Annotated in this window: 9 protein-coding genes and 2 pseudogenes; 5 read left to right on the top strand and 6 right to left on the bottom strand. The window is 70.4% G+C overall.

The annotated features are described in order from the left end of the window. Window positions 1–20: 20 nt before the first annotated feature. Window positions 21–875 (bottom strand): alpha/beta fold hydrolase, encoded by an 855-nt coding sequence (locus BLV01_RS00490; RefSeq protein ID WP_091793083.1) that lies wholly within the window; start codon window positions 873–875, stop codon window positions 21–23. 374 nt (window positions 876–1249) lie between these two features. Between BLV01_RS00490 and BLV01_RS00485 the strand changes: the two genes are divergently transcribed. Next, window positions 1250–2059 (top strand): NosD domain-containing protein, encoded by an 810-nt coding sequence (locus tag BLV01_RS00485; RefSeq protein ID WP_139178353.1) that lies wholly within the window; start codon window positions 1250–1252, stop codon window positions 2057–2059. 122 nt (window positions 2060–2181) lie between these two features. Continuing rightward, a complete protein-coding gene (locus BLV01_RS00480) occupies window positions 2182–3015 on the top strand; it encodes a right-handed parallel beta-helix repeat-containing protein (protein ID WP_139178351.1) in 834 nt (277 codons plus the stop codon). Between the two features lie 213 nt (window positions 3016–3228). Here the strand turns inward: BLV01_RS00480 and BLV01_RS00475 are convergent, their stop codons facing one another. The 4 genes and pseudogenes from BLV01_RS00475 to BLV01_RS00460 all read right to left on the bottom strand — a co-directional run. Then, entirely contained in the window at window positions 3229–3951 is a 723-nt protein-coding gene (locus BLV01_RS00475) for a hypothetical protein (protein ID WP_091793077.1), read from the bottom strand. A gap of 61 nt (window positions 3952–4012) precedes the next feature. Further along, a pseudogene (gene metH / locus BLV01_RS00470) lies at window positions 4013–6796 on the bottom strand (methionine synthase); the annotation flags it as partial. A gap of 133 nt (window positions 6797–6929) precedes the next feature. After that, window positions 6930–8048, bottom strand: a complete 1119-nt coding sequence (locus tag BLV01_RS00465) for a homocysteine S-methyltransferase family protein (RefSeq protein WP_091793073.1) — start codon at window positions 8046–8048, stop codon at window positions 6930–6932. Between the two features lie 52 nt (window positions 8049–8100). Beyond that, window positions 8101–9027: pseudogene (locus BLV01_RS00460) on the bottom strand (metalloregulator ArsR/SmtB family transcription factor); the annotation flags it as partial. 417 nt (window positions 9028–9444) lie between these two features. Here BLV01_RS00460 and BLV01_RS00455 point away from each other — a divergent pair. The 3 genes from BLV01_RS00455 (at window position 9445) to BLV01_RS00445 (ending at window position 17067) form a co-directional block, all read left to right on the top strand. Continuing rightward, window positions 9445–10605 carry an acyl-CoA dehydrogenase family protein gene (locus BLV01_RS00455; RefSeq protein ID WP_091793069.1) on the top strand — a complete coding sequence of 387 codons (1161 nt, stop codon included), beginning with the start codon at window positions 9445–9447 and terminating at the stop codon, window positions 10603–10605. 515 nt (window positions 10606–11120) lie between these two features. Continuing rightward, window positions 11121–15980: an NAD-glutamate dehydrogenase gene (locus tag BLV01_RS00450; RefSeq protein ID WP_343124237.1), complete on the top strand. Its 4860-nt coding sequence runs from the start codon at window positions 11121–11123 to the stop codon at window positions 15978–15980. A 307-nt stretch (window positions 15981–16287) separates the two neighbouring features. Then, the gene (locus BLV01_RS00445) at window positions 16288–17067 is read left to right on the top strand and encodes an NAD kinase (protein WP_091793064.1); all 780 of its coding nucleotides are present in this window, start codon (window positions 16288–16290) and stop codon (window positions 17065–17067) included. Window positions 17068–17192: 125 nt separating this feature from the next. Here BLV01_RS00445 and BLV01_RS00440 read toward each other — a convergent pair whose 3' ends face one another. Beyond that, window positions 17193–18566, bottom strand: a complete 1374-nt coding sequence (locus tag BLV01_RS00440) for an amino acid permease (protein ID WP_254782462.1) — start codon at window positions 18564–18566, stop codon at window positions 17193–17195. Between the last annotated feature and the right edge of the window lie 147 nt (window positions 18567–18713).

Raw genomic sequence — 18713 nt, 5'->3', positions numbered from 1 at the left:
GCGGAGCGAACCCGCGCGAATCAGCTGCCGGTAGGGCGCAGCGGCACCGCGTCGGCCGCCGCCGGCGCGATCCGCGCCAGCATCGCCTCGATCGCCGCCGCGGTCTCCTGCGGCCGCTCCATCGGGAACAGGTGGCTGCCTTCGACCCAGGCCCAGCGCTTGCCGACCAGCCGCCGCGTCGCCGCCTCGCCGGCGTTGCGCAGCTCGCGCGAGCGGGTGCCGGCGAGGAAACCCACCGGCACCCGCAGCTTCGGCGCCAGCCCGCTCAGCGAGGTGGTCGGCAGGCTGCGATAGATGCGGTATTCGATCTCGCGCTCGAACGCCAACTCGCGCGCGCCGTCGTCGGCGGCGCGGGTGCCGTGCTCGACGTAGTCGTTGAGCACGCGCTGGTCCCAGCGCGCGAACGTCGGCTTGGCCAGGAAGTGCGCGCGCACCGCGGCGCGGTCGGGCCAGTGGCGGCGGCGCTGCAGGGTGGCGCGGGTCGGCATGACCAGGTTGTCCAGCCCGGTGCGCCGGCCCAGCTGCACCAGCCGCGCGCGCCAGCCGGCGATCAGCGGCGAGTCCAGCATCACCACCCCGGCCAGGCGCGCGGCCAGGGCGCTGCCGGCGAGCCGGTGCGAGGCCAGCAGGCTCAGGTAGCCGCCGAGCGAATGGCCGACCAGGAAGATCCGCCCGGCATCGCCGGCGGCGGCCTGGGCGCGCTCGGCCAGTTCCTCGACCAGGTGCGGCCAGTCCAGGGTCACCGGATAGCGCGGGTCGTGGCCGATCCGCTCGGGCCGCACGATCCGGTAGCGCGCCGACAGCTGCTCCAGCATCACCCGGTAGACCGGGGCCGGGAAGCCGTTGGCGTGGGAGAACAGCAGCAGGTCGGACATGGCGGCGCGGGGGCCCGCAGGGCGGTGGGTGGCCGAAACATACCATTGCGTACAGTCGGGCGGTAGCGGTTCGACGGCGGCGTGCGCGGGAGCGGCGCGCGCTGCGGCGACGGCGCTGGCGCGGCGCCGATGCGGGGCGGTGGCGGCGCGCCACCCACGCACGCGGGCGGCATCGCCGGCGCGGGTTCGCGCGTGCGCTCGGCGCCGCGCCCGCGCAACGGACAGTGCGACGACGAAGCGCACGCAATACAAATAAACACCGGCCGATTTCGCCTCGTCGCCGAGGGTGCGATCCGCGCCTGCGCATACTCGGCGCGCGTCCGGCGAATCGCGCCGGCGCGCTTCCCATGGACTGCAACCACTACAAGGACTTTATGCGCTTACTGCCCCTGGCCGCGTTCGCCGCGGCCGCCTGCCTGTTCGCCGCGCCCGTGCTCGCTTGCGACACCGTGCTGCCGCCCGAGCAGCGCGACATCGACGCGCCCGGCACGTACTGCCTCGCCGCCAATCGCGAAAACCCCATCCGCATCAACGCCAGCGACGTCGAGCTGGACTGCCGCGGCCGCAGCCTGACTCATCGCCAGGACGAGCCCTGGGCCAACGAGGGCGTGCACCTGCGCGGCGGCAGCCGCGCGGTAGTGCGCAACTGCCGCCTGGTCGGCTGGAATCTGGCGATGTCGGTCGAGGACTACAGCGACGCGCAATTGCTCAACAACACCATCGTCGCCAACGGCCAGGCGATCTCGGCGCGCGGCCCCGATCGGCCCGAAGGCGGCGGCCTGCGCCTGACCGGCAACCGGATCTTCTACTACCAGGCGCAGACCGGCGCCGAACGCGCCATCGATATCAACCATTCGCCCAAGCCGGTGCTGACCAACAACCTCGTGGCCGGCTTCCGCGGCTATGCCGCGATCCATCTCAATCGCGCCGCGGACGCGCAGTTGACCGGCAACCAGCTGCTCGATCTGAACGAAGGCGGCGGCATCGCCGTGGACATGCGCGAGTCGCCGCGCGCGCGGCTGGTCCACAACACGGTGATGCTGCGCCGCGGCGTCAACGCCAAGGGCCTGGCCGGCGCGAGCGATGCGACCTGCATCGAGAACGTGTTCGTCAACGTCGTCGACGCGGGCTTCGAACCGTGTTCGGTGCGGCGCCACAACCTCCACCAGATCAGCAACGACTGAGCCCCGGCGGTCGCCATCGCTGAGATGCGCGGCCGCCACACTGCCCACGCGGCGGCGACGCGGCGATGGCCGCGCCGCCGCTGTCGCGTCGGACCCACTCCCAAGACAAGGACGATTACTGCATGCGATTGACTTCCAAGACCGGCCTGGCCCTGGCCGGTTTGCTGCTCAGCGCCAACGCGCTGGCCTGCGACACCATCCTGCCGGCGACCCAGGTCGGCATCTCCGCGCCCGGCAAGTACTGCCTGAGCGGCAACCGCAGCCTGCCGATCGAGATCAACGGCCCCGACATCGAACTCGACTGCCGCACCCGCACCCTGACCAACCTCTCCATTGGCGGCGGTCCCGGCGGCGGCGTCGGCATCATGGTGCGCGGCGGCGGCAAGGTGGTGGTGCGCAACTGCCGCGTCGACGGCTTCGCCAACGGCATCCAGGCCGATGTGGCGAGCGGCGCGCAACTGCTCAACAACACCGTGCTGCGCGCCCAGGACACGCCGATCATCGTCCACGGCAATCCGTTCCAGGGCCCGCCCGGGCCGCCGGCCGAGCCGGTCCGCATCGTCGGCAACCGGGTGATCGGCTACGACAGCGGCCAGCCGGCGAACTGGGGCCCGGCGCTGCGCGTGCACGGCCTGCCGGGCGCGGTGATCGCCAACAACGTCGTCGCCGGCTACCGCGGCCGCGGCGGCCTGGAACTGGGCGAGTCGCCCGACGCGCAGCTCACCGGTAACCAGTTCCTCGACTTCGAGACCGGCCACCGCATGATCCAGTTCATGAACTCGCCGCGGGCGCGGGTGGTGCACAACACCATCATGTCGCGCCAGCCGATCGGCGAAGGCCTCGTCGGCGCGGTCGATGCGACCTGCGTGGAGAACGTGTTCATCAACGTCCAGCCGTCGGGCTTCGCCAGCTGTTCGGTGGCGCGCTACAACGTCGAGCAGTTGCCGCAGCCGTAAGGCCGGTTGCGCCGCCGGGCTCGATGCGCCGGCGGCGGGCGCCCGCCGCTGCGGCTGCGGCGGTTGGGCGCGGTCGCATCGACATTCGCGCAGGCCGCGGCCGCGGCCTGCGCGTCGATGAGCGTCGCTGCGGGGCCGCATCCGCGCGCCGTACGGCGACGCGGGCGCGGTTGTGCGATACGCAGGGGGAGGTTCGCGCCGCCGCGCGGCGGCTCAGTCGAACGCGGTGCCGAGCCGTTCGCGCAGCGAATGGCCGATCTCGCGCACGCTCGACACGCCCAGGTCGCGCAGGATCCGGTGGGTCGCGTGCGGCAGCGGCGATTCGTCGATGTCGTGCGGGGCGATGTTCTTGCCGGGCACGCCCGGCAGGAACTCGATGCCGGCGGCGAGGTAGCAGTGCTGCACCAGCGCCGAGCAGAACAGCGCGCCGTCCTTGGCCAGCAGGTTGCCGCGCTTGCGCAGGCGGCGGCTGTGCATCGCCATCATGGTGCCGAGCAGTTCGCTGAGCGAATAGCTCGACAGGCCGGCCAGCAGGTCCAGGCCGGCGCGCTGCACCTGCAGGACCTGCTCCGGGCTCAGGCCGAAGTCGAGCACGGCGATGTTGGGGAAGGCCTCGGCGTCGTAGTAACGCGCGACGCGGTTCTCCTGCACGCCCAGGCGGATCTGCCGGTAGCGCAGGTCCAGATCGGACTCGATCACCCACCAATGCCCGTCCACGCGCCGTTCGCTGAAGACGAAGGCGTGCGACCACAGGCTGCGGTGGCCGTCGTCGGTCAGCGGCGACTGCGCCTTGCGGATCAGCTTGTTGATGAAGTCGCGGCCGCCGCACAGGCCGATGCGGCCGGGCGCGGCGTGTTTCTCGATGAAGGCCTGGTTGCCGCGCGGGTCGCGGGACTCCTCGTCGGCAACGTCTTCGGGCAACAGGATTTCGCTCATCCGTGGCATTCCGGGGTGCGCGGCCGGGGACGCCGGCCGCACGGCGCCGGGGCGGCGCCGCTCACTCGGGATCGTAATCCAGATTCGACGCCAGCCAGCGTTCGGCCTGGGCCCGGTCGACGCCCTTGCGCCGGGCGTAGTCGTCGACCTGCTCCTTGGACACCCGCCCGACCACGAAATACTGGCTGTCGGGGTGGCTGAAGTAATAGCCCGAGACCGCCGCCGCCGGGTACATGGCGAAGCTCTCGGTCAGCTCCAGGCCGGTGTGGACGCTGGCGTCGAGCATCGCGAACAGGCTGCGCTTCTCGCTGTGCTCGGGGCAGGCCGGGTAGCCCGGGGCGGGGCGGATGCCGCGATAGCCCTCGTCGATCAGCGAATCGTTGTCGAGCGTCTCGTCGCCGGCGTAGCCCCAGAACTCCTTGCGCACGCGCTGGTGCAGGCGCTCGGCCAGCGCCTCGGCGAAGCGGTCGGCCAGGGCCTTGAGCATGATCGCGTTGTAGTCGTCGTGGTCGGCCTCGAAGCGCGCCACGTGCGGCTCGATGCCCAGGCCCGCGGTGACCGCGAAGCCGCCGATCCAGTCCTGGCGGCCGCTGTCCCTGGGCGCGATGAAGTCGGCCAGGCAGAAGTCGGGGCGGTCGGCGGGCTTGTCGGCCTGCTGGCGCAGGAAGTGCAGGCGCATCGCGCCGTCCGCGCCGTTGGCGACGCGGCGCGGCTGCACGCCGGCGGCGCCGGCCACGGGCAGCGGCGCCGCATCCAGGGCGATGCCCAGGTCGACCTCGACATCGTCGCCGACCGCGTTGGCCGGCCACAGCCCGAACACCGCCTTGGCCCGGATCCACTTCTGCGCGACGATTTGCTTCAGCATCGCGCGGGCGTCGCGGTACAACTCGGTGGCCTGCGCGCCGACGATCTCGTCGGTGAGGATCGCCGGGTAGCGCCCGGCCAGTTCCCAGGTGTTGAAGAACGGCGTCCAGTCGATGTAGTCGACCAGTTCCTCCAGCGGATAGTCGTCGAACGCATACACGCCCGGCGCGTTCGGCGTCGGCGGCGCGTACTCGGCCCAGCCGCCGTCGAAGCGCTGGCCGCGGGCCTTCTCCAGCGAGACCAGGCGCTTGCCGTCGCCGCGGTTGCGGTGGCGCTGGCGGATCTCGGCGTAGTCGGAGGCGTTGGCGGCGACGAACGGCTCGCGCAGCTCGATCGAGATCAGCGACTGGGCCACGCCGACCGCGCGCGAGGCGTCCTTGACCCAGATCGTCGGCGCCTTGTAGTGCGGGTCGATCTTCAGCGCGGTGTGCGCGCGCGAGGTGGTGGCGCCGCCGATCAGCAGCGGCATGGTGAAGCCCTGGCGCTGCATTTCGCGGGCGACGTGGCTCATCTCCTCCAGCGAGGGCGTGATCAGGCCGGACAGGCCGATCAGGTCGGCGTTCTCGGCCTTCGCCCGGTCCAGGATGGTCTGCGCCGGCACCATCACCCCCAGGTCGACCACCTCGAAGTTGTTGCAGGCCAGGACCACGCCGACGATGTTCTTGCCGATGTCGTGCACGTCGCCCTTGACCGTGGCCATGACGATCTTGCCGTTGGACTTGCCGACATCGCCGGTGCGCAGCTTCTCGGCCTCGATGTAGGGCAGCAGGTAGGCGACCGCCTTCTTCATCACGCGGGCGGACTTGACCACCTGCGGCAGGAACATCTTGCCGGCGCCGAACAGGTCGCCGACCACGTTCATGCCGGCCATCAGCGGGCCTTCGATCACGTCCAGCGGGCGCGTGGATTCGGCGCGCGCGACCTCGGTGTCCTCCTCGATCCACTGGTCGATGCCGTGGACCAGGGCGTGGCTGAGGCGCTCGCGCACCGGCTTGTCGCGCCAGCGCAGGTCCTCGACCTTCTTCTCGCCCTTCTTGCCCTTGAAGCGGTCGGCGATTTCGAGCAGGCGTTCGGTGCTGTCGCTGCGGCGGTTGAGGATCACGTCCTCGACCCGCTCGCGCAGGTCCGCGTCGAGGTCGTCGTACAGCGGCAGCGCGCCGGCGTTGACGATGCCCATGTCCATGCCGGCGCGGATCGCGTGGTAGAGGAACACCACGTGGATCGCCTGGCGCACCGGCTCGTTGCCGCGGAACGAGAACGACACGTTCGACACGCCGCCGGAGATGTGGCTGTACGGGAAGCGCCGCTTGATCTCGCGGGTGGCCTCGATGAAGGCCACCGCGTAGTCGTTGTGTTCCTCGATGCCGGTGGCGACCGCGAACACGTTGGGGTCGAAGATGATGTCCTCGGGCGGGAAGCCGACCTGCTCGGTCAGCAGCTTGTAGGCGCGCGAGCAGATATCGACCTTGCGCTCGATGGTGTCGGCCTGGCCGACCTCGTCGAACGCCATCACCACCACCGCCGCGCCGTAGCGGCGCACCAGCCGGGCCTGGCGCAGGAACTCGTCCTCGCCTTCCTTCATCGAGATCGAGTTGACGATGCCCTTGCCCTGCAGGCACTGCAGCCCGGCCTCGATCACGTTCCACTTGGAACTGTCGACCATCACCGGCACCCGCGCGATGTCCGGCTCGGCCGCGATCAGGTTGAGGAACTCGACCATCGCCTTCTGCGAGTCGAGCAGGCCCTCGTCCATGTTGACGTCGATGACCTGGGCGCCGCTCTCGACCTGCTGGCGCGCGACCACCACCGCCTCGTCGAGGCGGCCTTCCAGGATCAGTTTCTTGAACTGCGCGCTGCCGGTGACGTTGGTGCGCTCGCCGACGTTGACGAAGTTGCTTTCCGGGGTGATCTGCAGCGGCTCGAGGCCGCTGAGGCGGGTCTGGCGGGGGAGGGCGGTGGTCATGCGTGGCTTCGATTGGGCTTCGGCTTGGGCTCGTCGTCCCCGCGAAGGCGGGGACCCAGGGCTTTATCGCGACAGGACTCTGAAGTCTCTGGATTCCCGCGTTCGCGGGAATGACGGTAGGAAGGAGTGCGGCGAAAAGCGAGGGAAATCCTCACGCCGCCGCGTCGACCAACTGCAACGGCTGCCGCGGCGGCACGCCCTCGACCGCCTGGGCGATCGCGGCGATGTGCGCCGGCGAGGTGCCGCAGCAGCCGCCGACCAGGTTCAGCAGGCCGGCGCGGGCGAATTCGCCGAGCACCGCGGCCATGTCCTCGGGCGTCTCGTCGTAGCCGCCGAAGGCGTTGGGCAGGCCGGCGTTGGGGTGGGTGCTGATGTGGGCGTCGGCGATCTGCGACAGCACGTCGACGTGCACGCGCAGGTCCTTGGCGCCGAGCGCGCAGTTCAGCCCGACCGCGGTCGGCTGCACGTGCCGCACCGAGTACCAGAACGCCTCGGCGGTCTGGCCCGACAGGGTGCGGCCGGAGGCGTCGGTGATGGTGCCGGAGATCATCACCGGCAGCCGCGCGCCGCGCGCCTCGAACGCTTCCTCGATCGCGAACAGCGCGGCCTTGGCGTTGAGGGTGTCGAAGATGGTCTCGACCATCAGCACGTCGCTGCCGCCGTCGATCAGGCCGTCGGCGGCCTCGCGGTAGGCCTCGCGCAGCTGGTCGAAGCTGATCGCGCGGTAGCCGGGGCGGTTGACGTCCGGGCTCAGCGAGGCGGTGCGGCTGGTCGGGCCGAGCACGCCGATGACGAAGCGCGGGCGCGCCGGGTCGAGCGCCTCGATCTCGTCGCAGACGCCGCGGGCGAGCCGCGCGCCTTCCAGGTTCAGCTCGCGCGCCAGGTGCTGCAGGCCGTAGTCCTCCAGCGAGATCGTGGTCGAGTTGAAGGTGTTGGTCTCGACCAGGTCGGCGCCGGCCTGCAGGTACTCGCGGTGGATGCCGGCGATGATCTCGGGCCGGGTCAGGGTCAGCAGGTCGTTGTTGCCGCGCTGGTCGCGCGAGCAGCCGCAGCCTTCGCCGTGCACGTGGGTGCCGTCGTGGTCGCCGGGGGGCAGCGAATACAGGCGGTCGTAGCCCTCGACGAAGCGCTCGCCGCGGTAGTCGGCTTCGGTCAGTTCGTGCTGCTGGATCATCGTGCCCATCGCGCCGTCGATGACCAGGATGCGCGCGGCCAGGCCGCGCAGCAGCGCGTGCGCGCGTTCGGGGTGGAGCCAGGGCAACTGCTTCATCGGCGGGTCCTCACTTCTTGGCCGGCTTGCGCGCCGCGGCCGGCTCGGGCAGCGGCTTGCGCGCCATCAGCGCGATCACTTCGAAATGCGGCGGACGGCGCTCGCGGGTGACGGTCTCGCAGCTGACGATGTCGAAACCGGCCTTGGCCGCGAATTTCTGCAGGTCCTTCTCGGTGAAGCCGAGATTGACGTGGCCGAAGGCCTCGACCGCGCCGCGGTGCTCGTGCCGGGCCAGGCTGGTCAGCAGCACCCGGCCGCCGGGGCGCAGCACGCGCGCGGCCTCGGCCACGGCCTGGGCCGGCTGCTCGGCGTAGGTCAGCGCGTGCATCAGCACCACCAGGTCGAAGGTCTCGGCCTCGAACGGCAGCGCGTGCATGTCGCCCTCGCGCACTTCCACGTTGCGCAGCTTGCGCAGGCGCTCGGACGCGGCGGCGACCACCTTGGTGCTGGCGTCCAGGCAGATGTAGCGGTGCGAATGCGGCGCCAGCAGTTCGGCCAGCACGCCGTCGCCGGAGGCGATGTCGAGCACGTCGCCGGGCTGCAGCAGCGGCAGCGCCGAGCGCGCCAGCGCTTCCCAGGTGCGGCCGGGCGAATAGTGGCGTTCCATGTCGCCGGCGACCGAGTCGGCCCAGTTCTGGTCGGAGGCGCGCATCGCCAGCACCGCCGGCACGCGCTCGGCGTCCTGGCGCAGCAACGGGTCGTCGCTGCCGGTGCTCAGGGTCTGCCACAGCGAGCGCTGGGCGTTGTCGAGCGCGCCCTCGTCGAAGCGGTAGTAGGCCGAGACGCCGGCGCGGCGGTCGCGCACCAGCCCGGCTTCCTTGAGCTTGGACAGGTGGGTGGACACGCGCGGCTGGGCCAGGCGGGTGATCGCCGACAGTTCGGCCACGGTCAGCTCCTCGCGTTCGAGCAGGGCGAGCAGCCGCACGCGGGTGGCGTCGGCGAACACTTTGAGTCTTGCGGACCAGCCTTCGAGATCCATGGGGGGCGTCGGAAATGGGGAATAAGGAAAGGGCAAGCGTTTACGGCGGACGCGGACGCCGGAGAGGGCGCTGCGCGCGCCGGCCCGGTAAACGATTCCCGTCTTTCATCAACGTATCGCGATATAGAGATGAGTGTGTGCCGGCCGTGCGCCCAGGTCAAGTCGTGCGGCGGTGCAGCAAGGCGCAATGGCGCCTGAAGCGCGCGGCGGCGGGGCAGGGATGACGCCAGATCGGGGCAGCCGCATGGGTGGGGTTCTGCGGCGCGCGCGGCTACAATTCGCATTCGCGGCCGCCAGCACGGGCCGCGGACCAGGACGCAGAACCAACGCGCCGGTCGTTCCGGGATGCGACCGCGCCGCAGAGCGCGCCGCGAAAGGGGGAACGGCCGCAGCGCTCAAACCCAGCAGAGGTGCGACGTGGATTTTGGCTTTACCGAAGAGCAGTTGATGATCCAGGACGTGGCGCGCCGTATCGCCCAGGAGAAGATTGCTCCCAGCGCCGAGCACCATGACCAGACCGGCGAATTCCCGCTGGCGAACATCCGGACCCTCGGCGAGAACGGCCTGATGGGCATCGAGGTGCCGGCCGAGTACGGCGGCGCCGGCATGGACCCGGTCGCCTACGTGCTGGCCATGGTCGAGATCGCCGCCGGCGACGCCGCGCACTCGACCATCGTCTCGGTCAACAATTCGCTGTTCTGCAACGGCATCCTCAAGTTCGGCACCGAAGCCCAGAAGCAGCTGTACGTGCGCGCGATCGCCGAAGGCCGCGAAATCGGCGCCTTCGCCCTGACCGAGCCGCAGTCGGGCTCCGACGCCACCGCCATGCGCTGCAAGGCGGTCAAGCAGGCCGACGGCAGTTTCGTGATCAACGGCAAGAAGAGCTGGATCACCTCCGGCCCGGTCGCCAAGTACATCGTGCTGTTCGCGATGACCGACCCGGACAAGGGCGCGCGCGGCATCACCGCGTTCATGATCGACACCACCAAGCCCGGCTTCCACCGCGGCAAGACCGAGCCCAAGCTCGGCATCCGCGCCTCGGCCACCTGCGAGATCGAGTTCGAGGACTACGTCGCCGCCGCCGAGGACGTGCTCGGCGAGGAAGGCCACGGCTTCAAGATCGCCATGGGCGTGCTCGACGCCGGCCGCATCGGCATCGCCAGCCAGGCCATCGGCATCGCCCGCGCCGCCTACGAGCGCACCTTGGAGTACGTCAAGGAGCGCAAGGCCTTCGGCGCGCCGATCGGCACCTTCCAGATGACCCAGGCCAAGATCGCCGACATGAAGTGCAAGCTCGACGCGGCGCTGCTGCTGACCTTGCGCGCGGCCTGGCAGAAGGGCCAGGCGGAAAAGAACGGCGGCCGCTTCAGCAACGAGGCGGCGATCGCCAAGCTGACCGCCTCCGAGGCGGCGATGTGGATCACCCACCAGGCCGTGCAGATCCACGGCGGCATGGGCTATTCCAAGGAGATGCCGTTGGAGCGTTATTTCCGCGACGCCAAGATCACCGAGATCTACGAGGGCACCAGCGAGATCCAGCGCCTGGTCATCGCCCGCAACGAAACCGGCCTGCGCTGACTTCCCAACCACGATGAAACGCTTCGGCTCGTCCCGGCCCACCGCCTGTCCTGAGGACGGCGGCAACGGCCTGCGCGCTGCACCGCACCTCGTCGACGCTGGCCCCGACCGGGGCCGTCCCCACGCCGGCCCGCGCCCCCCAGCGCGCGGCCGCGCCGCGGCGTCGCTCGATTACGGCGCCGGCCCCGTTGTCGCCCAGCAACCGCTTCTGCCCCGAACGCCCTAATCCCTTCTCTCGGCCCGCGCGCAAGCGTGGGCCTCATTCCATCCGGACCTCAAACGTTCCCATGAGCAGCAAACCCAAAGCTTCCAAGTCCGAACCCGCGAAACCGGCCCGCAAGGCCGTCGAGCCGGCTTCTGCCAAGCAAGCCACGGCCCGCGCCGCCGCCAAGCCGGCCAGCAAGTCCGCCGCGAAGTCCGCCGCCAAGCCGGCGGCCAAGCCCGCCGGCCGCGCGCCGCAGTCCGCGCCGCCGGCGGACGCCCAGGCCGTCGACCTGCGCCCGATCGTCGAGGCCATGCGCAAGCGCCTGCCCAAGGCGCGCCATGCCGAGGCCGAGGCCTTCGCCCAGGCGTTCTACAAGCGCATGAGCGGCGACGAGATGCCGCAGCACGCGGCCGACGGCTGGGCCGCGCTGGCCGCCGACTTCCTCGACTTCGCCCGCGACCGCAAGCCCGGCAACGCGCTGGTGCGGCTGTTCAACCCGCAGCTCAAGAGCCACGGTTGGGAGTCGCCGCACACCGTGCTGCAGATCGCCAACGACGACATGCCGTTCCTGGTCGATTCGGTGACCATGGCCCTGGCCGACCAGGGCATCGGCGTGCACGTGCTCGGCCACCCGGTGGTGGCGTTCCGCCGCGACAAGGCCGGCAAGCTGGCCGCGGTGGGCGAGGGCCAGGCCGAATCGCTGATGCACCTGGAGCTGGACCGGCAGACGCCGGAGGCGATGGCGCAGATCCAGCAGGCGCTGGAGACCGTGCTCGCCGACGTGCGCGCGATCGTGCGCGACTGGTCGCAGATGCGCGAGCGCATGAACCAGGTCGCCGAGGCGCTGCCGAACCAGACCATGCCGATCGACGAGGACGGCAAGCGCGAGGCGCAGGCGTTCCTGCGCTGGGCCGCCGACAACCACTTCACCTTCCTGGGCTACCGCGAGTACGAAGTGGTCGAGCAGGGCGGCGAAAGCGTGCTGCGCGCGATCAAGGACAGCGGCCTGGGCCTGCTGCGCGGCAAGTCGCCGGGCAAGCCGCGCGCGCTGACCTCGCTGGCGGCGCACTACATGCCGCAGTCGGGTTCGGTCGATGCGCTGATCCTGACCAAGACCAACGCGCGCTCGACCGTGCACCGTCCGGGCTACATGGACTACATCGGCGTGCTGAGCTTCGACGCCCAGGGCCGCCCGACCGGCGAGAAGCGCTTCCTCGGCCTGTACACCTCCAGCGCCTACAACCGCCGCCCGTGGGACATCCCGCTGGTGCGCCAGCGCCACGGCTACGTGATGCAGCAGTCCGGCCTGCCGGCCGACAGCCACAGCGGCAAGGCCCTGCGCCACGTGCTGGAGACCCTGCCGCGCGACGAGCTGTTCCAGGCCGGCGAGGAAGAACTGCTCAAGACCACCTCGGGCATCCTTGGCCTGCAGGAGCGCGTGCGCAGCAAGCTGTTCCTGCGCCGCGACCGCTACGGCCGCTATTTCTCGGTGCTGGTCTACATCCCGCGCGAGCGCTTCAACACCGACGTGCGCCTGCGGGTGGAGGCGATGCTCAAGGACAAGCTGCACGGCGAGCACGTCGACACCACCGTGCACATCGGCGAGTCGCCGCTGGCCCAGCTGCACCTGATCGTGCGGCCGAAGTCGGGCGAGGCGGTCGAGGTCGACAACGCCGCGATCGAGGCGCAGCTGGCCGAGATCGTGCGCAACCGCCAGGACGAACTGCGCGAGGCGCTGGTGCGCAACAACGGCGAACAGCAGGGCCTGGCGCTGATCCAGCGCTACGGCCGCGCGCTGCCGCCGGGCTACATCGACGAGGTCTCCGCCGGCGTCGCCGCCCGCGACATCGCCCACCTGGCCGCGCTGGCCGGCCCCGAGGACCTGCGTCTGAGCCTGTGCCGGACCCGTCCGGGCGAGGGCGGCCTGCGCTTCAAGTTCTACCGCCAGCTCGACGACATCCCGTTGTCGGACGCGCTGCCGATGATGGAGAACATGGGCCTGCGGGTGATCTCCGAGCACCCCTACCGGCTCACCGTCGACGCCCAGCCGGTCTACATCCAGGACTTCGAGGTCGAGACCGCCAACAACGACATCGACGTCGACCGCCTGGACGAGAACTTCGAGGAAGCCTTCGCCCAGATCTGGCGCGGCAATGCCGAGAACGACGGCTTCAACCGCCTGATCCTGGCCGCCAGCCTGTCCTGGCGCCAGGTCGCGATGCTGCGCGCGTACTGCAAGTACCTGCTGCAGGTCGGCGTGCCGTTCTCGCAGAGCTACGTCGAAGAGACCTTCGCCCGCTATCCGCTGCTGGCGCGCCTGCTGGTGGAGCTGTTCGAAGCGCGCTTCGACCCGAGCACCGGCAGCGAGAGCAAGGCCGAGATCAAGGCCGGCCAGGATCGCCTGAAGGTCCAGTTCGACGCCCTGCACAGCGGCGAAGAGGCCGTGCGCGCCGCGCTCGAGCCGGTGATCGCCGCGCGCGCCGGCAAGCGCGAAGCCCAGGCCGAGGCCGCGGTGACCGCGCTCAAGTCGCTGCTCGACCGCGTCTCCAGCCTCGACGAAGACCGCATCCTGCGCAGCTTCATCGGCGCGATCCAGGCGACCCTGCGCACCAGCTACTACCAGCGCGCGAGCGACGGCTCCGAGCGCGGCTACGTCAGCTACAAGTTCGACTCCGCGCAGGTGCCGGACCTGCCCAAGCCCAAGCCCTACCGCGAGATCTTCGTCTACGGCCCGCGCGTGGAAGGCGTGCACCTGCGCTTCGGCCCGGTCGCCCGCGGCGGCCTGCGCTGGTCGGACCGCCGCGAGGACTTCCGCACCGAGGTGCTGGGCCTGGTCAAGGCGCAGATGGTCAAGAACACGGTGATCGTGCCGGTCGGCTCCAAGGGCGGCTTCTTCGCCAAGCGCCCGCCGCTGGGCGGCGACCGCGACGCGGTGCTGGCCGAGGGCATCGCCTGCTACAAGATGTTCATCAACGGCCTGCTCGACATCACCGACAACATCGTCGACGGCAAGATCGTGCCGCCGCGCGACGTGGTGCGCCACGACAACGACGATCCGTACCTGGTCGTCGCCGCCGACAAGGGCACCGCGACCTTCTCCGACATCGCCAACGGCATCGCCGCCGAGCACAAATTCTGGCTCGACGACGCGTTCGCCTCGGGCGGCTCGGTCGGCTACGACCACAAGGGCATGGGCATCACCGCCAAGGGCGCGTGGGAATCGGTCAAGCGCCACTTCCGCGCGCTCGGCCGCGACAGCCAGACCCAGGACTTCACCGCGGTCGGCATCGGCGACATGTCCGGCGACGTGTTCGGCAACGGCATGCTGCTGTCCAAGCACATCCGCCTGGTCGCCGCGTTCGACCACCGCCACATCTTCCTGGACCCGAACCCGGACGCGGCGCGCTCGTTCAAGGAACGCGACCGCCTGTTCAAGCTGCCGCGCTCGAGCTGGGAGGATTACGACAAGGCGCTGATCAGCAAGGGCGGCGGCGTGTTCGCGCGCTCGGCCAAGTCGATCCCGCTGTCGGCCGAGGCCAGGGCGGCGCTGGGCATCGAAGGCAACGCCACCGCGCTGAGCCCGGCCGAACTGATGAGCGCGATCCTCAAGGCGCCGGTCGACCTGCTGTGGAACGGCGGCATCGGCACCTACGTCAAGGCCTCCAGCGAGAGCAACGGCGACGTCGGCGACCGCGCCAACAACGCCCTGCGCGTCAACGGCGCGGACCTGCGCTGCAAGATGGTGGGCGAGGGCGGCAACCTGGGCCTGACCCAGCTCGGCCGCATCGAGGCCGCCCAGCACGGCGTGCTGCTCAACACCGACTTCATCGACAACTCCGCCGGCGTGGACACCTCCGACCACGAGGTCAACATCAAGATCCTGCTCAACGGGCAGGTGCAGGCGAAGAAGCTGACGCTGCCGGAGCGCAACAAGCTGCTGGCCTCGATGACCGACGAGGTCGCCGAGCTGGTGCTCAACGACAACTACCGCCAGAACCAGGCGATCAGCCTGATGGAGCGCATGAGCCTGACCCGCCTGGGCAGCAAGCTGCACTTCATCCGCACGCTCGAATCGCAGGGCCTGCTCGACCGCCAGATCGAGTTCCTGCCGACCGATGCCGAGATCGCCGAACGCAAGGCGCGCGGCCAGGGCCTGACCCGGCCGGAACTGTCGGTGCTGCTGTCGTACTCCAAGCTGGTCGCGTTCCAGCAGATGCTGGATTCGGACGTGCCGGAAGACCCGTACCTGTCCAAGGAACTGGTCCGCTACTTCCCGCAGCCGCTGCAGGCCAAGTACGCCAAGGCGATGGACAACCACCGCCTGAAGCGCGAGATCATCGCCACTGCGGTGACCAACTCGACCATCAACCGGATGGGCGCGACCTTCCTGCTGCGCATGCAGGAAGACAGCGGCCGCACCCCGGGCGAGGTCGCCAAGGCCTTCACTATCACCCGCGAAACGCTCGACGCGCGCGAGTTGTGGGCGCAGATCGACGCGCTCGACGGCAAGGTCGCCGAGTCGACCCAGATCGACGCCCTGCAGGTGATCTGGAACCTGCAGCGCTCGTTCACCCGTTGGCTGCTGTCGCGTCCCGGCGCGATCCCCGACATCACCACCGCGGTGGAGCGCTACCACGACGGCTTCAAGAACATCCGCGCCGGCCACGGCATCCTCGGCGACGGCGAACGTCCGGCGCACGATGCCGCGTTCGCCGACTGGAAGGCCAAGGGCGTGCCGGAAGCGCTGGCCGCGCAACTGGCGGCGCTGCCGTACCTGGAGCCGGGCTGCGACATCATCGAACTGGCGCGCGAGCGCAAGCTCAAGCCGGTCGACGTGGCCAAGGTCCACTTCCGCCTCGGCGAAGCGCTGCGCCTGCCGTGGCTGCAGGAGCAGATCGACGCGCTGGCCGTGGACGGACGCTGGCACGCGGTCGCGCGCGGCGTGCTGCGCGAGGAACTGGCGACCCAGCACCGGGTCCTGGTCGGCCAGGTGCTGAAGGTGCCGGGCGCCAACGCCGAGGCCAAGGTCAAGCAGTGGCTCAGCCGCGACGACCAGTCGCTGCGCTTCACCCTGGCGATGCTGACCGAACTGGCGGCGCAGAAGACCCTGGACTACCCGACCGCCTCGGTCGCGGTGCAGCGCCTGTCGCAGTTGGCCGCGCGCGGCTGACGGCCGCCGCTTAGGCAGCGACGAAAACCCCCGCCCGAAACGGCGGGGGTTTTTCGTATGCGGGTCTGCCTGCGTAGGAGCGACGCGAGTCGCGGCCGCGCCAAAACGCCCACGGCGAAAGCGACGGCGCAGTTGCGTTGTCGCGGTCGCGGCTCGCGCCGCTCCTACACGGAGCGACCGCCGCACCGCCGAAAACTGCGACCGCGTTGTGGAAACCGCAGATGCGCGTCGCGCCGCGATCCACCGCGGCGACACCAATCCCCCGCATCGGCCGGGTTATGCTGGCGCCGCCTTCCCGGAGCCGCCGATGACCGCGACGCCACGCATCGCCTTTCTCGCCAGCCATACCGACGACGCCCAGCGCGCGCTCGCCGAGCTCAGCGCCGACCACGGCCAATGCGAGCCGGCGCAGGCCGACATCCTGGTCGCGCTCGGCGGCGACGGCTTCATGCTGCAGACCCTGCATCGCCACGGCGCGCTCGGCAAACCCGTGTACGGGATGAAGCTGGGCACGGTCGGCTTCCTGATGAACCAGCACGCCGGCGGCGCCGGCGACCTGTACGAACGCCTCGCCCATGCCGAGCCGGCGGTGCTGCGGCCGCTGGAGATGGTGGCGCAGACCGAGTCCGGCGCTACCTTCGGCTCGTTGGCCTACAACGAAGTCTCGCTGCTGCGCCAGACCCGCCAGGCCGCGCACCTGCGCATCGACCTCAACGGCCAGACCCGCCTGGACGAGCTGATCTGCGACGGCGTGCTGGTCGCGACCCCGGCCGGCAGCACCGCCTACAACTTCTCCGCCCACGGCCCGATCCTGCCGCTGGGCTCGGCGGTGATCGCGCTGACCCCGATCGCCGCGTTCCGCCCGCGGCGCTGGCGCGGCGCGCTGCTCAAGGCCGATACCGAAGTGCGCTTCCGCGTGCTCGACCCGTACAAGCGCCCGGTCAGCGCCACCGCCGATTCGCACGAAGTGCGCGACGTGGTCGAAGTCACCATCCGCGAGTCGCGCGACCGCACGGTCACCTTGCTGTTCGACCCGGAGCACAACCTGGAAGAGCGGATGCTGATCGAGCAGTTCACCAGCGGCTGAGGGCCGGTCCTGGGGCAGGCCGACGCTGTCGGAGACGGCGCGGCCGCTGTCGTTGAGAAAACGCTTTAGGATCGGGCGATTAAATCAAGCCAGATCAATAGCTTGCGCTTGTTTTTTAAAGTATTTCAGCCGCGACGGCCGGCCCGCATCCGCCGCGCGATCTCACTGATCGCGGCGATGCCCAAGGTCAGCCCGATCGTCGACAGCAGTTGCACCCGCGGGCCCGGAGTCATCAGCGCCAGCACGAACACCAGGGCGAGGATGCCCAGGCCGAGGTAGGTCACGTACGGGAACGCCCACATCTTGAACGGCAGCGCGGTGCCGGCGCGGTCGGCGCGGCGGCGCAGGATCAGCTGGGCGAGCAGCGACAGGGTCCACACCAGCAGGCAGGTCGAGCCGACCACGTTGAGCAGCGCCGGCAGCACCTTGTCCGGGTACAGCAGCTCCAGCGCGGTGGCGATGAAGCCGAACGCCACGCTCGCCAGCACCGCCGCCACCGGCACCTGGCTGCGGCTGAGCCGGGCGAGGAAACGCGGCGCCTCCTGGCGCTGGGCCAGCGAGTAGATCATGCGCGAGGCGCCGTAGAGGTTGGCGTTGAGCGCCGACAGCAGCGCCACCACCGCGACCAGGGTGATGGCGGTCGCCGCGCCGGGAATCCGCGCCACTTCCAGCACCGCCGCGAACGGCGACTTCAGGTGATCGCTGGTCCACGGCACCACCGCGATGATCACCGCCAGCGAGCCGATGTAGAACACCAGGATGCGCCAGGCCACGGTGCGGATCGCCTGGGTGATGCTGCGCTGCGGGTCCTGGGTCTCGGCCGCGGCGACGGCGACGATCTCGGTGCCGCCGAAGGCGAACACCACCACCAGCAGGGCCGCGCCGATGCCGGCCCAGCCCTTGGGCGCGAAGCCGCCGTGTTCGCTGAAATTGCTCAGGCCCGGCGAGGGCACGCCCGGCAGCAGGCCCAGCAGCAGGGCGGCGCCGATGGCGATGAAGGCCAGGATCGCGGCGACCTTGAGGATCGCGAACCAGAACTCGAACTCGCCGAAGTTGCGCACGCCCAGCAGGTTGACCAGGGTGAAGGCGCTCATGAACACCAGCGAGGTGGCCGCGACCGGCAGTTGCGGCCACACCGTGGCCAGCAAGCCGGCCGCGCCGACCGATTCGGCCGCCACCACGATCACGATCTGCACCCACCACAGCCAGCCCAGGGTCGCGCCCGCGGTCGGGCCCATCGCGTCGGCGGCGTAGACCGAGAACGCGCCGCTGGTCGGGCGCGCGGCCGCCATCTCGCCGAGCGCGCGCATGACGATGATGATCAGGGTGCCGGCGATCAGGTACGACAGCAGCACCGCCGGCCCGGCGGTCTGCACGCCGACGCCCGAGCCCAGGAACAGCCCGGCGCCGATCGCGCTGCCCAGGCCCATCATCACCAACTGCCGCGACTTGAGGGCGTGACCGAGCTGCGGGTCGGAGGCGGCGGGACTGGCGGTCATCGAGCGGGTCCGGGGTGCGGCGGGAAGTGCGGCACGATACCGCATCGGCGGCGGGGGCGAGCGCGGCGGCGGCGAGCCGGCCGCAGCGAGATACCGGCCAGCCCGGATCGGCACCGTCGTCGAGTATCGCGGTGGGCGACGTGCGCG

It is taken from the genome of Lysobacter sp. yr284 (assembly GCF_900107375.1).
In the GTDB taxonomy this organism is placed as follows: Bacteria; Pseudomonadota; Gammaproteobacteria; order Xanthomonadales; family Xanthomonadaceae; genus Lysobacter.
Note: the sequence above shows the minus strand (reverse complement) of the source record. Positions and strands in the feature narration are given on the sequence as shown.

What these genes read in the sequence shown, in the direction of transcription:
- BLV01_RS00490 (WP_091793083.1), bottom strand. Translation starts at nt 875, where the DNA reads ATGTCCGACCTGCTGCTGTTCTCCCACGCCAACGGCTTCCCGGCCCCG.
- BLV01_RS00465 (WP_091793073.1), bottom strand. Translation starts at nt 8,048, where the DNA reads ATGAAGCAGTTGCCCTGGCTCCACCCCGAACGCGCGCACGCGCTGCTG.
- BLV01_RS00445 (WP_091793064.1), top strand. Translation starts at nt 16,288, where the DNA reads ATGACCGCGACGCCACGCATCGCCTTTCTCGCCAGCCATACCGACGAC.
- BLV01_RS00485 (WP_139178353.1), top strand. Translation starts at nt 1,250, where the DNA reads ATGCGCTTACTGCCCCTGGCCGCGTTCGCCGCGGCCGCCTGCCTGTTC.
- BLV01_RS00480 (WP_139178351.1), top strand. Translation starts at nt 2,182, where the DNA reads ATGCGATTGACTTCCAAGACCGGCCTGGCCCTGGCCGGTTTGCTGCTC.
- BLV01_RS00475 (WP_091793077.1), bottom strand. Translation starts at nt 3,951, where the DNA reads ATGAGCGAAATCCTGTTGCCCGAAGACGTTGCCGACGAGGAGTCCCGC.
- BLV01_RS00450 (WP_343124237.1), top strand. Translation starts at nt 11,121, where the DNA reads ATGCGCAAGCGCCTGCCCAAGGCGCGCCATGCCGAGGCCGAGGCCTTC.
- BLV01_RS00440 (WP_254782462.1), bottom strand. Translation starts at nt 18,566, where the DNA reads ATGACCGCCAGTCCCGCCGCCTCCGACCCGCAGCTCGGTCACGCCCTC.